Raw genomic sequence first — 12,568 nt, 5'->3', positions numbered from 1 at the left:
GACGTTAAAGTACTTAAGTGCTTAACCAGTCAAAACTAGACTTTTAAACGCGTTTTTCACTCGGCAATTCGTTAAACAGTTCCAGCTGCACAGCGTTGTATGTTGCATTAGCAACATGCACTGCATGCTGCAGTATCTTGCGAAAGGCAGCGCTGGATGCCGGCGTAGCCTGGCGGGTTTTCAGTGCATGCATATATGCCATGCGCTCTTCATAAGTAATATGTATTGTCATCACACCTCCCATTCCTGGATAAAGTGTAGCAAGTTTGCCGGTATAACAGGGTTTAACTAAGGCTAATCAGCGCTACCCCTTTGTTTCTAAATGCGTTAAATTACCGGTATGAAAAGGGCACCTTTGCCGGAAATATTTAAAAATATCATTTAAGCTGGCTTGTTAATGTGGGCTTAATTAAAGTTAATGCTTTATCGCTGCGCAAGCCGAGAACATTTCAAAATGATTTATTTGTTTATGTTTGTCGCAAGGCCTGGTTATTAATGGATATTAAAATGACCGAAAAAAAAATCGAACAAGGCGTCACGGACAAATTGCCAGAAATTGAAGGCAGCTACAGCAAGCCCTCTGCTAACCCGAGTTCCGGTGTGCGGGAAGATAGCATCGAATACGGCTTTATCGGTAAACTTCAAAGCCTTAAATATGAATACCGTAAAGACATCCGCGACCGCGCTGCGTTGGAGCAGAACTTCCGCGAGAAGTTCGAGGCCCTCAACCGCGTGCGGCTTACCGATAGCGAATTCTCACGATTGCTTGAAGAGATTGTCACCCCCGATGTGTTTACCGCCGCGCGCACCTTGCGTGAGCGCAACAGCTTTACCCGTGACGACGGCACGCCGCTGAACTACACCCTGGTCAACATTAAAGACTGGTGCAAAAACACCTTTGAGGTGATCAACCAGCTGCGCATCAACTCCGATTACAGCCACCATCGTTACGATGTCATCTTGCTCATCAATGGTGTGCCTTGCGTACAGATCGAGCTGAAAACCCTCACCGTCAGCCCACGGCGGGCCATGGAGCAAATCGTCGAGTATAAGAACGACCCAGGCAATGGCTACACCAGAACGCTGCTGTGCTTCCTTCAGCTCTTTATCGTTAGCAACCGCACCAATACCTGGTATTTCGCCAATAACAACGCCCGTCACTTCGCCTTCAATGCTGACGAGCGCTTCTTGCCCATTTATCAGTTTGCCGATGAGAAGAACAACAAGATCACGCACCTCGACAGTTTTGCCGAGACCTTCCTTGTTAAATGCACCCTCGGCCAGACTATCAGCCGCTACATGGTGCTGATCGCCAGCGAGCAAAAGCTGATGATGATGCGTCCGTATCAGGTTTATGCGGTGAAACAGATCGTTGACAGTATCCACCAGAACTGCGGCAATGGTTACATTTGGCATACAACCGGCAGCGGCAAAACGCTGACGTCCTTCAAGGCCTCTACGCTGCTCAAAGACAACCCCGACATTGAAAAATGCCTGTTTGTTGTCGACCGCAAAGACCTCGATCGACAAACCCGTGAGGAATTCAACAAGTTTCAGGAAGGCTGCGTCGAGGAAAACACTAATACCGCCGCGCTGGTGCGTCGCCTGCTGTCAGACGACTACGCCGACAAGGTGATTGTTACCACCATTCAAAAACTTGGCCTGGCGCTGGATGAAAACAGCAAGCGCAACCAGCTGCGCGCCAAAAGCGGCCAAGCCACCTACAAAGAGCAGCTAGAGCCGCTGCGCGACAAACGTATTGTCTTTATCTTTGACGAATGCCACCGCTCTCAGTTTGGCGAGAACCACAAGGCGATTAAAGCGTTCTTTCCAAAAGCCCAGCTGTTTGGCTTTACTGGTACCCCCATCTTTGGAGGAAAAAACGGTAATGCCAGTCGGGTAATGATCGACGGCGAGGTGGCATCCATGATGACCACCGAAGACCTGTTCCAAAAGCGTCTTCACGCCTACACCATTACCCACGCCATTGAAGATGGCAATGTGTTGCGCTTCCATGTGGATTACTTCAAGCCCAAGGTCGAGGAAGGCAAAACGCTGCCCAAGCCCGGCGAGGCCATCGCCAAACGCGCCGTTATCGAAGCCATTCTGGCCAAGCACGACGCCGCTACCGGCCAGCGCCGTTTCAATGCCGTGCTTGCCACCGCTTCTATTAACGACGCTATTGAATACCACGCGCTATTCAAGACCGTGCAAGCAGAAAAGCAGGCCGCTAACGCTGACTTCCAGCCGTTGAATATCGCCTGCGTTTTCTCGCCGCCCGCCGAGGGCGATGCCGATGTAAAACAAATTCAGGAAGATTTGCCGCAGGAGAAAGAAGACAACGCCGTTGAGCCGGAGCAGAAAAAAGCGGCGCTTAAAGCCATCCTTGCCGACTATAACAGCCGCTACGGTACCAACCACAGCATAAGCGAGTTCGATCTTTACTATCAGGATGTGCAAAAGCGCATTAAAGACCAGCAATGGCCCAATAGCGATCATCCGCATGCGCAGAAAATCGATATCACCATTGTGGTCGACATGCTGCTCACCGGTTTTGACTCCAAATACCTGAACACGCTCTACGTGGATAAAAACCTCAAGCATCACGGTTTAATTCAGGCCTTCTCGCGTACCAATCGCGTGCTCAACAGTATTCAGGCAGAGGATAAGAAGCCAAACGGCACAAAACCATTCGGCAACATCCTCGATTTCCGCCAGCAGCAGGATAACGTCGATGCCGCTATCGCGCTGTTCTCCGGCGAAAGTTCCGGCGAGCAAGCCCGTGAAATCTGGCTGGTGGATAAAGCTCCGGTGGTTATCGAAAAACTGGATGCGGCCGTGCAAAAGCTTGACGCTTTCATGAAATCCCAAGGTTTGGACACCGCCCCCGAGGCCGTGCACAACCTGAAGGGAGACGAAGCCCGCGCTGCCTTCATCAACCACTTCAAGGAAGTGCAGCGCCTTAAAACTCAGCTCGACCAATACACCGACTTAACCGACGATAACGCCGCCGCCATTGAGCAGATTATCCCGAAGGAAAACCTGCTTGGCTTTCGTGGTGCCTACCTTGAAACCGCCCAGCGGCTTAAACAACAGGCCCAGCAGGGTAAAGGCAGCGATAAACCCACGCCGGACAACCCTACGTCGGACAATGTAGATCAGCTCGATTTCGAGTTCGTGCTGTTTGCCTCCTCACTGATTGATTACGACTACATCATGGGCCTTATCACCAAGTTCTCGGCCAAAGGCCCCGGCAAATCGACGATGAGCCGCGAGCAGCTCATTGGCCTCATCCAATCGGATGCCAAGTTTATTAACGAGCGAGAGGACATTGCAGCCTACATCGCTACCCTAAAAGCAGGCGAGGGCCTGAGCGAACAAGCCATCCGTGACGGCTACACCCGCTTTAAGGCACAAAAAGACGCTGCTGAACTGGCGAGCATCGCCAGCAAGCACGGCCTCGAAACTGCCGCCCTGCAAAGCTTTGTCGACGGCATCTTGCAACGGATGATTTTCGACGGCGATCACTTAAGCGACCTGATGGCCCCGCTGGAGCTCGGCTGGAAAGCCCGCACCCAGGCTGAGCTTGCGCTAATGGCAGACCTGCATCCGCTACTCACCAAGCGCGCCCAAGGCCGCGATATTTCAGGACTTAGTGCGTATGAGTAATACAACAATAACCACCGCCACGATGGAAGACGGCAAACCTGTATTGGTGCCTAAGCTGCGGTTTCCGGAGTTTCGGGATGCGCCAGAGTGGAAACATATCCCTCTATATCTTTTAGCGATTCGTGCGAAGCAGAAAAACCGAGACGAAAAAATTGATCGTGTTCTGACTAATTCAGCTGAGTTTGGCGTAGTAGATCAACGAGATTTCTTTGATAAGGACATTGCTACACAAGGTAAACTTGAGGGCTATTTTGTTGTTGAACTGGGTAGCTACGTCTACAACCCACGCATATCGTCAACAGCACCCGTTGGCCCTATATCAAAGAACAAAATTGGCACGGGCGTAATGTCCCCCCTTTATACGGTCTTTAAATTCAAAGACGAAAGGAACGACTTTTACGAACATTTTTTCAAAACTACGGGTTGGCATACCTACATGCGGCAGGCATCTAGCACGGGTGCACGTCACGATAGGATGGCCATATCAAGCGACGACTTTATGGCAATGCCTTTGCCCGTGTCTTCAGCAGACGAACAACAAAAAATCGCCGAGTGCCTGAGCTCCGTGGACGAGCTAATGACCGCCCAAGCCCGAAAACTGGACGTGCTCAAGAGCCATAAAAAAGGGCTGATGCAGCAGCTTTTTCCCCGCGAAGGCGAAACCCAACCCCGCCTCCGCTTCCCCGAATTCCAAAACGCCGGGGAGTGGGTGAATCAGTCTATTGGCGATTTCGGGAGGGTAGTCACAGGAAGCACTCCCAGCACTGCGCAGGCATTATTCTATGGAGGCGGCATCTCTTTCGTTTCGCCAGCGGACATCTCAGACATGCGCTTTGTAGAGCAAACAAAGACCACTTTGACCACAGAAGGCTTTGCAGAGACTCGGCACATCAGAGCAGGCAGTGTTCTTTTTGTATCCATTGGCTCCACGATTGGGAAGGTGGCACAGAACGTTTACGACTGTGCGACGAACCAGCAGATCAACGCGGTCATTCCCAGCTCCAAGCACTCGGGTGGTTTCGTTTACTTTGCGCTTTCGTTAGCCTCTGAGCGAATCGCAATGCTTGCTGGAAGGCAAGCTGTCCCCATCATCAACAAAAGCCTGTTCTCTTCAGTGCGGATTTTCGTCCCCAAGCTCCCTGAACAACAGCATATTGCCTCTTGCTTGGGCAGCCTCGACGCTTTTATCACTGCCGAAACCAAAAAGCTTGAAGCCATCAAGACGCATAAGAGAGCGCTAATGCAACAGCTTTTTCCATCTATGGAAGGAGTTTAAAATGAGTGGACAGCCGAAGGTACATAGGTGCTCTACACTTCGAAAGGTTGTTACGCGATTGCGTGATGATTTTCGTAGTGGAGACCGTGATTTTGTAATGCTTTTCGCCCACAATGGCACAGGGAAGACTCGTCTATCAACGGAATTCAAAAACAAAGGTAAGATTCTCGATTCTGAGAGAAGAGTTATTGAACGGGATACCCTTTATTTTAACGCATTTACTGAGGACTTATTTTATTGGGATAACGATCTTGAAAATGATCTGGAACCACGGCTTTTGGTTAATTCCAACTCGAGCTTTATCGATGGTTTCAATGATCTCGATCTTGAAGAGAGTATCGAGGAGTATTTTCAGAAATACAGTTCTGCACGGTTCGAAGTAATACGGTATACCGCCGAGGAAGTTGCTGAAATGACTAAGCCTTCATCGCCTTTGCACTATCTCTACCGTAGATTTGGAGCCGAGGTGGAATCTAGGCCAAAATACATTCAGTTCAAAGCAAAGGATGGCGACAGATGCATCAAAATATCGCGAGGGGAAGAGCGAATTTTTGTTTGGAGCGTTTTTCTCGCCATATTTAAACAAGTCCTAAGTAACGAAAGATCCTTCATATGGGTAAAGTATGTCTACATTGATGATCCTGTTTCCTCGCTGGATGACAACAACATTATTTCAGTAGCGTGTGATTTAGCACATCTCCTTCGCAAGGCGAAGGACCGTACCAAATCAGCTCCAATATCGGACAGTTCTCTTACGCAAGAAGAACATCGTGAAAAGTCACCAATTAGAGTGATTGTATCTTCTCATCATGCTCTGTTCTTCAATGTTATTGTCAACGAGCTGAAATCATCGAAATGCATTAGTTACTTCCTGCATCGCTTGGTTTCCAGTTCGGAATATACCCTTAGAGCAACTGACGACACTCCATTTTTCCACCACGTCGCACTTCTGAGTGAGTTGATTAATGCTGCTGCCGCTGATTCTGGCGTTCTCTACGGTTATCACTTCAACATGCTCCGCAGTATTCTTGAAAAGACAGCGATTTTTTTTGGGAAAAAGGACTTCACCGATTGCATTGGAAGTAGCGTGGATAAGGACTTGTTTGCTCGCGCTCTTAACCTTCATAGTCATGGCAGGCATTCGCTTTTTGAACCAATGGTAATAGAAGGCAATGATAAAGAACTCTTTCAGCGGATTATCGAGGACTTCACCACCAAGTTTCAGTTTAATCTGCCAAATGTTTTGGCAACAGCGCAAGTTTCGGCTGCCCCCTTACAGGTTGCATCCCCCAGTCACCATCTGCAACCTGGAGGCCTTCAAATCTCACAAGAAAGTGCTGATGCAGCAGCTTTTTCCATCACCGGAGGTGGTTAACGCATGAGCGAATTGACTCTATTTCACGCCGACATTAAAAACATCCTTGAACAGGCCAGAGGTAAGGCATGCTCGGCGGTGAATGCCGCCATGGTAGAAGCCTACTGGCTTATTGGCCGACGGATTGTTGAAGAGGAACAGCGCGGACAACATAAAGCGGAGTATGGTGCACGCTTACTGGAAAATTTGTCCAAAGCGCTTAGTGCGAGTTTCGGCAAAGGGTTTTCCTATGCCAATCTGCGTAATTTCCGCCAGTTTTATCTTACCTATCCCGATCAGGCAATTTGCTACACACTGTGTAGCAAATTGAGCTGGAGCCATAACCGTCTCATCATGCGGCTGGATGACCCCAAGGCCAGAGACTATTACCTGACGGAAGGTGCAGCGCAGCAGTGGAGCGTCAGACAACTCGAGCGCAATATTCAGACCCACAGCTATCAGCGTTTGCTTTCTTCGCAGGGTGGCGCAGAGGACAAACTGGTCCATGGCAATGCGCTGGGCGATTTTATCAAAGACCCCTACGTGCTGGAGTTTTTGCAGTTACCAGAGGTGGGGCAAGTAAAAGAAAGCCAGTTAGAGCAGGCAATTATTGACGAGTTGCAAAAGTTCCTGCTGGAACTGGGCAAGGGGTTTTCGTTTGTTGCCCGGCAAATGCGCATTAGCACGGAAACCAGCCACTTTTTTATCGACCTGGTTTTCTACAATTATTTGCTCAAGTGCTTTGTTATTATCGACCTGAAAACCGGCAAGCTCAGCCATCAGGATATTGGCCAGATGGACATGTATGTGCGCATGTTTGACGACCTCAAACGCGGTGAAGACGACAACCCCACTATTGGTATCATTCTTTGCGATAGCAAGGATGAAACTGTCGTCAAATATTCGGTAATTGAGGATAGCAAACAACTTTTTGCCTCAAAATACCAGCGCATATTGCCCACTGAAGCCGAGCTAGTTGCTGAAATTGAGCGGGAAAAGCGCTTGATTAAGGGGGGCACATGAAGTGGCTCGAATTGCACGCGCCGATCAACTGGAAAGCGATTTCAACGGGTACTGAAAAAGTTACCCAAGACACAAGGTAAAAAGAAGAATATATGAACGACACCAAACTAGGTAAAACCCTCTGGGCCATCGCCGACCAATTGCGCGGCGCAATGAACGCGGACGATTTTCGCGACTACATGCTATCCTTTTTGTTCCTGCGCTACCTGTCGGATAATTACGAGGCTGCAGCAAAAAAGGAACTGGGAAAAGACTACCCGACGCTCGACGCAGACGACCGCCGTGTACCGCTGGCACTGTGGTATGCCAACAACCCGGACGACATCACCGAGTTTGAGAAACAAATGCGCCGCAAGGTGCATTACGTTATTCAGCCGCCGCACCTTTGGAACAGCATCGCCAACCTTGCCCGCACCCAGAATGGCGAATTGCTCAGCACCTTGCAGGCGGGTTTCAAATACATTGAAAACGAATCTTTCGAGAGCACCTTTAGCGGCTTGTTCTCGGAAATCAACCTTGGCTCGGATAAACTCGGTCGCAAATACGAAGATCGCAACGCTACGTTGTGCCGCATCATCGCGGAGATCGCCAAAGGGCTGAATGAGTTCTCCACCGACATAGATGCGCTGGGTGACGCCTACGAATACCTGATCGGCCAGTTTGCCGCCGGCTCCGGCAAGAAAGCAGGCGAGTTTTACACCCCGCAGCAGATTTCCGACATCTTATCAGCCATTGTTACCCTTGATAGCCAGGAACCCGCTACGGGTAAAAAAGAGCGCCTGGCCAGTGTGCTCGACTTCGCCTCTGGCTCTGGCTCGTTGCTGCTTAACGTGCGCAAACGCATGGGGCCGCATGGCATTGGCAAGATTTACGGCCAGGAAAAGAACATCACCACCTATAACTTAGCGCGGATGAACATGCTGCTGCATGGGGTGAAGGACACCGAGTTCGAGATCTACCACGGCGATACCCTGGCCAACGATTGGGACATACTGCGCGAACTGAACCCGGCCAAGAAGCCCAGCTTCGACGCCATTGTGGCCAATCCGCCTTTCAGCTACCGCTGGGAACCGACGGAAGCAATGGGCGACGACGTGCGCTTCAAGAACTATGGCCTGGCACCTAAATCTGCCGCTGATTTCGCCTTTTTACTGCATGGCTTTCACTTCCTCAAAGACGAAGGCGTGATGGCAATTATTTTGCCACACGGCGTGCTGTTCCGTGGCGGGGCCGAAGAGCGCATTCGCACCAAGTTGCTAAAAGACGGCCACATTGACACCGTTATCGGCTTGCCTGCGAACCTGTTCTACTCCACAGGTATCCCGGTGTGCATTTTGGTGCTTAAAAAATGTAAAAAGCCCGACGACGTGCTGTTCATCAACGCCGCCGAGCACTTTGAAAAGGGCAAGCGGCAGAATCAACTCACGGACAAGCACATTGCTAAGATCATCGAGACCTACCAATTCCGCAAGGAAGAGGACCGCTACTCACGCCGGGTAGAGATGACTGAAATCGAAAAGAATGATTTCAATCTTAACATTTCGCGCTACATCAGCACGGCGGTAGCAGAGAAGGAAATAGATCTACAAGCAGTTAATGATGAGTTAGTCGCACTGGAAAAGAGCACTAAGGACGCACGGGATAAACACAATGCGTTTCTTAAAGAGCTTGGTTTACCGCCATTACCGTGAATAATAATGTAATGCTGCCAGATCAGGTAATCGATATAGTTGATGCAGTAGGTTTAGATAAACCCAACATCGGCTTGCTGGATGATGTCGCCCATGAGCTAACCGACAACCTGCGCAAGAACATCAGCATCGACTGGAGTAAACGCGAAAGCGTGCGTGCCAGCCTGCGCTTAATGGTGAAGCGCATATTACGCAAATACAAATATCCGCCAGATATGGCCGAAGACGCCGTGTAGTTGGTACTGCAGCAAGCAGAGGCGCTGGGAGAGGAGTGGGTTTGATAAAATTGGTATCAACGCAGATTCAATCTTACGAAAGTGAATGGGAGCACACAAATTTGAAAATCGTTGCAAGTTTGAGCGAAAAGTATAATACTGCGCACCTTGGAACTGTGACACTATATATGGTGTCACAATGAGTAGAGAAAATTTTAAGGATGTTCTAAGCTTGTTTCAAAGCGGCTCGACTTTGCGTTGTAAAGACGTGGTGCAAGCACTTGAGAGCTTGGGCTTTGAAGTAAAAGACGGAAAACGCGGTGGCCATAAGGTTTTTTTTCATGACCGACTGCAGGACTTTTATTCAGGTTCTTTTAATTGTGATCACGGCAAAAACCCACAAATCAAACCGGCATATATCAAAAACATTAAAAAAATATTAGAACAGTATTCTGAAGAACTTAGCCAATAGAGTTAGGTTAAAGTTAGGTAAACAGGAGAAGGTCAATGGACGCACAAAATTACAGTATCACTGTCCGTAAAGGAGTTTTCGAAGGTGAGGAGTGCTTCGAAGCAAAAGTGCGTGAGTTTCCACATCTAACTGAATATGCTGATTCATCTGATGAGGCTTATGCACTTGCAGTAGATGCTATTGAGACAACAATTACGATTTTCAAAGAAAAAAATAAGTCTCTTCCTGTGCCGATGGAAGTCGCAGACGATTTTAGTGGAAGAGTCACGCTTAGAATGCCAAAGAGTATGCATAGGGCATATTCACAGTGGGCTGAAGATGAAGAAGTAAGTCTAAATCAATTAATTGTTAATTGTTTATCTCATGCACTCGGAGCATTTAATCATAAACAAGCTACTCCATATCAAGCGTTTGCGGCAAAAGTTGTACCGATAGAAACAGGTAACCGTATAGCTTATAACCGTCGAGTGGACTTAAGTACAGTACTTAAAGCAGCTGAGCCGGAAGTATGTTATGGCTAAAGAAGCACTGCAAAGGGCAATCAAAGGGCTTGCTGTACACGATGTATATTTGAAGCATTCGGAGTTTTTCACTAAAGACGGCTGGGATCCCAAACGGCCTGGTGAAACTTCTCTTGTTTATCAGTTCATGACTGGTGTTGAAAAGTCAGAAGTATTTGGAATTAGTGAAGAAGTAGAAGCAAATGTAAAAAACTTCTTTGCTGTTTATATCAAGGTTGGTTGTCGCCTTATAGCTGGAGAATCTGATTCAGAACCCGATGCTATATTTGCGCAAATCGAGGCAACCTTTGTTGCTGAGTATATGTTGAGTCCAGATTTTGCTGAGACTGATGAAGAGGCGCTTACTGCATTCGCTGTCGAAAATGCAAGTTTTCATGTCTGGCCGTACTGGCGAGAATATTTGATGTCAACTTGTACACGTTTAAATCTTCCCAAAGTTGCTTTACCCGTAAGGCAATTTACTTCTCGGGAGTAAGGCGGATATTTTGGTTGATAAAGAATCAAAAGCTGAGTTTGGGTTTATATCTGATTTTTTTCGCTACGCGACTGAAGCTCAAAAACGAGAAGTGTTTTTATCTGTACTGCAGCAAGCTAACAATGCTCAGCGTAAAGTGATGGAGCAATCAGCGAAAAGCGGACAGAAACGCTAGTTTACGGGGTTTATTTGGGGGTTTCATATGACCTGTCTATGTAGAAAATTCAATTTAAACAGTGCACTAGCTTCTCTATTTAAGTGACTCTCTCCCGCCAGATTAAAACAAAAACCCCGAGCCAAAAGCTCGGGGTTTTTGTTTTAAAGCGGCAGAGATCGAGGATTTGATGAGAACCCTGAACTAAAATGACCAAATTTAAACAACCGATATTACTCAGACCAATACCAACTGGTAACGTTATAGCGGTAGTGCGGTGTATTTTTTGTTGTCAGTGCTTTTATCCAATGTTCAGCGCCAGGCGATGCCGGATTAAACAACACGCAGCGGTTGTGTAACGGTGCGATAGTGACGGGTGTGTCCGCTGTGCCCCTAAACACTAATTCACCACCGTTATCATGGTGCCAGTGTTTATTTAAATACAGCAGCATACAAACTTCTCTGCCTGGCGAGTCATCAGCATGTTGATTGACGAAGTCGGTGGCGGCTAAGCGAAAGTAGTTGGTATTAATGTCAGGCTTGGCCACATTGATGTCGGTTAGTGACACTTTGAAGATACGTGATAATAGCGCCATAAATTCATCGCCACGCAAAAAAGTCAAAAAATCATCGGCGATAGTGGAAGTAGCGGGAACTGTCTTGCTGGCAGCACGTTGCCAAAGATCCCGCTTTACAAAGCGTTGCGTCTGAGGGGTTTTTTGCCATTTGGCATTATCAACATAGAGCGCAAAGTAACTGTGCTTTTGCGTTGTCCAATTATGTTGTTGCTGCAAAACGCTAATGACTGCATCGAGTTGGCTGTTATCAAATAAATTATCAATAACCACATGATTGGGGCTAGAGAGCCGTAATGCTTTTCGATACGCGCGCAGTGCAGCATCGTTAACTTGTAGTTCATTTAGCCACACTACAATAACTCACATCTGGGATTAAATAATGTCGGCGTATAGTAAAACAAAATCTCTAAACTTCAGTGCAGGATTTTTGCTTTTTTGTTATACCAGCTGATAAAATAACCACGCTTTCCTCCAACCGCCAGCCGGTGGTATAACCTAAGTTCCCGCTCCGGAGTGTCGATGCGTAATTTTATTGCGTTATTGTGTGCTGTGTGGCTGCCTATGGCTGCTGCGCAATCGTTTTCTGTTGTCCTACATGAAGATTTTGAACAAAGCAGTGAGCAGCACTGGCAACAGCTAGGAGATTGCCAAACGGTATTTGCAGTGCCGCGCTCTGGTGCAACAGCATTGCGCTGTAAGCCAGGCATTAACGTGTTGTTTAGTAAAGTGGCCTTAGGTGAGATGGGCGTGCTGGAGTTATGGGTTAAACCAGAAACTGACACTACGGCTTATCGTATTCAGGTGCTGGTGTCAACGGCAATCCAATTTTGACCCACTTACCGCTTAAAACGGTAATCTAAATTTGACCCACCCCTGGCTTCTTTTCAACTTAACGTACTTTCTGCTGCCGGTATGACACCCGCTGTTCTTTTGCCTTTTAACCTATAACTATTTCCGCTGATTTGTACGATATGCGCATGATGTAACAGCCTGTCCAGCAATGCCGCAGTTAAGGTTTGATCATCAGCGAATGCCGTTGACCATTGCGAGAATGGCAGGTTACTGGTCACAATAACACTGCCTTGTTCATAGCGTTTCGCTATCACGTTAAAGAACAGATTGGCTTCATCCCGACCAAAC

At 47.9% G+C, this 12,568-nt stretch carries 14 protein-coding genes; 11 read left to right on the top strand and 3 right to left on the bottom strand.

The genetic code is table 11. The features are described 5' to 3' along the window. Positions 1-43: 43 nt before the first annotated feature. On the bottom strand, positions 44-232 hold the full coding sequence (locus tag H595_RS0111000) for a hypothetical protein (protein ID WP_027671271.1): 189 nt from the start codon (positions 230-232) through the stop codon (positions 44-46). Between the two features lie 167 nt (positions 233-399). Here H595_RS0111000 and H595_RS0110995 point away from each other — a divergent pair, with 167 nt between their 5' ends. The 10 genes from H595_RS0110995 (at position 400) to H595_RS24120 (ending at position 10,871) form a co-directional block, all read left to right on the top strand. Next, on the top strand, positions 400-3,669 hold the full coding sequence (locus tag H595_RS0110995) for a type I restriction endonuclease subunit R (RefSeq protein WP_240474877.1): 3,270 nt from the start codon (positions 400-402) through the stop codon (positions 3,667-3,669). Continuing rightward, positions 3,662-4,945, top strand: a complete 1,284-nt coding sequence (locus H595_RS0110990) for a restriction endonuclease subunit S (protein ID WP_051219838.1) — start codon at positions 3,662-3,664, stop codon at positions 4,943-4,945. The genes H595_RS0110995 and H595_RS0110990 overlap by 8 nt, the downstream gene beginning before the upstream one ends. A gap of 58 nt (positions 4,946-5,003) precedes the next feature. Next, positions 5,004-6,320, top strand: a complete 1,317-nt coding sequence (locus H595_RS22095; protein WP_205623211.1) for an ATP-binding protein — start codon at positions 5,004-5,006, stop codon at positions 6,318-6,320. A gap of 3 nt (positions 6,321-6,323) precedes the next feature. Continuing rightward, positions 6,324-7,322: a PDDEXK nuclease domain-containing protein gene (locus H595_RS0110980; protein ID WP_027671268.1), complete on the top strand. Its 999-nt coding sequence runs from the start codon at positions 6,324-6,326 to the stop codon at positions 7,320-7,322. A gap of 92 nt (positions 7,323-7,414) precedes the next feature. Then, on the top strand, positions 7,415-9,013 hold the full coding sequence (locus tag H595_RS0110975; protein WP_027671267.1) for a type I restriction-modification system subunit M: 1,599 nt from the start codon (positions 7,415-7,417) through the stop codon (positions 9,011-9,013). Then, on the top strand, positions 9,010-9,249 hold the full coding sequence (locus H595_RS24590) for a type I restriction enzyme endonuclease domain-containing protein (protein ID WP_027671266.1): 240 nt from the start codon (positions 9,010-9,012) through the stop codon (positions 9,247-9,249). The genes H595_RS0110975 and H595_RS24590 overlap by 4 nt, the downstream gene beginning before the upstream one ends. Before the next feature lie 178 nt (positions 9,250-9,427). Next, complete coding sequence (locus H595_RS0110965; RefSeq protein ID WP_027671265.1) at positions 9,428-9,700, top strand: type II toxin-antitoxin system HicA family toxin; 273 nt, start codon at positions 9,428-9,430, stop codon at positions 9,698-9,700. Positions 9,701-9,735: 35 nt separating this feature from the next. Next, on the top strand, positions 9,736-10,221 hold the full coding sequence (locus H595_RS0110960) for a toxin-antitoxin system HicB family antitoxin (protein WP_027671264.1): 486 nt from the start codon (positions 9,736-9,738) through the stop codon (positions 10,219-10,221). Then, positions 10,214-10,696, top strand: coding sequence for a hypothetical protein (locus H595_RS0110955; RefSeq protein ID WP_027671263.1), 483 nt, complete (start codon positions 10,214-10,216; stop codon positions 10,694-10,696). The genes H595_RS0110960 and H595_RS0110955 overlap by 8 nt, the downstream gene beginning before the upstream one ends. 10 nt (positions 10,697-10,706) lie before the next feature. Next, positions 10,707-10,871 carry a hypothetical protein gene (locus H595_RS24120; protein WP_156885963.1) on the top strand — a complete coding sequence of 55 codons (165 nt, stop codon included), beginning with the start codon at positions 10,707-10,709 and terminating at the stop codon, positions 10,869-10,871. A gap of 212 nt (positions 10,872-11,083) precedes the next feature. On the opposite strand, the gene H595_RS0110945 is transcribed toward H595_RS24120, so the two are convergent. Further along, a complete protein-coding gene (locus H595_RS0110945) occupies positions 11,084-11,779 on the bottom strand; it encodes a 2OG-Fe(II) oxygenase (protein ID WP_027671262.1) in 696 nt (231 codons plus the stop codon). 168 nt (positions 11,780-11,947) lie between these two features. Between H595_RS0110945 and H595_RS0110940 the strand changes: the two genes are divergently transcribed. Then, on the top strand, positions 11,948-12,259 hold the full coding sequence (locus tag H595_RS0110940; protein ID WP_027671261.1) for a hypothetical protein: 312 nt from the start codon (positions 11,948-11,950) through the stop codon (positions 12,257-12,259). A 53-nt stretch (positions 12,260-12,312) separates the two neighbouring features. On the opposite strand, the gene H595_RS22090 is transcribed toward H595_RS0110940, so the two are convergent. Beyond that, positions 12,313-12,568: ATP-binding protein (locus H595_RS22090; protein WP_027672348.1), on the bottom strand; the 256-nt coding region annotated here is incomplete at its 5' end.

The organism is Rheinheimera baltica DSM 14885 (assembly GCF_000425345.1).
Taxonomy (GTDB): domain Bacteria; phylum Pseudomonadota; class Gammaproteobacteria; order Enterobacterales; family Alteromonadaceae; genus Alishewanella; species Alishewanella baltica.
The sequence above is the reverse complement of the archived record's forward strand: the minus strand, read 5'-3'. Positions and strand labels throughout refer to the sequence as shown.

Excerpts from the sequence above, each read along its gene's own strand:
- H595_RS0110975 (WP_027671267.1), top strand. The coding sequence starts at position 7,415 with ATGAACGACACCAAACTAGGTAAAACCCTCTGGGCCATCGCCGACCAA.
- H595_RS0111000 (WP_027671271.1), bottom strand. The coding sequence starts at position 232 with ATGACAATACATATTACTTATGAAGAGCGCATGGCATATATGCATGCA.
- H595_RS0110965 (WP_027671265.1), top strand. The coding sequence starts at position 9,428 with ATGAGTAGAGAAAATTTTAAGGATGTTCTAAGCTTGTTTCAAAGCGGC.
- H595_RS0110980 (WP_027671268.1), top strand. The coding sequence starts at position 6,324 with ATGAGCGAATTGACTCTATTTCACGCCGACATTAAAAACATCCTTGAA.
- H595_RS0110955 (WP_027671263.1), top strand. The coding sequence starts at position 10,214 with ATGGCTAAAGAAGCACTGCAAAGGGCAATCAAAGGGCTTGCTGTACAC.
- H595_RS0110960 (WP_027671264.1), top strand. The coding sequence starts at position 9,736 with ATGGACGCACAAAATTACAGTATCACTGTCCGTAAAGGAGTTTTCGAA.
- H595_RS0110990 (WP_051219838.1), top strand. The coding sequence starts at position 3,662 with ATGAGTAATACAACAATAACCACCGCCACGATGGAAGACGGCAAACCT.
- H595_RS0110940 (WP_027671261.1), top strand. The coding sequence starts at position 11,948 with ATGCGTAATTTTATTGCGTTATTGTGTGCTGTGTGGCTGCCTATGGCT.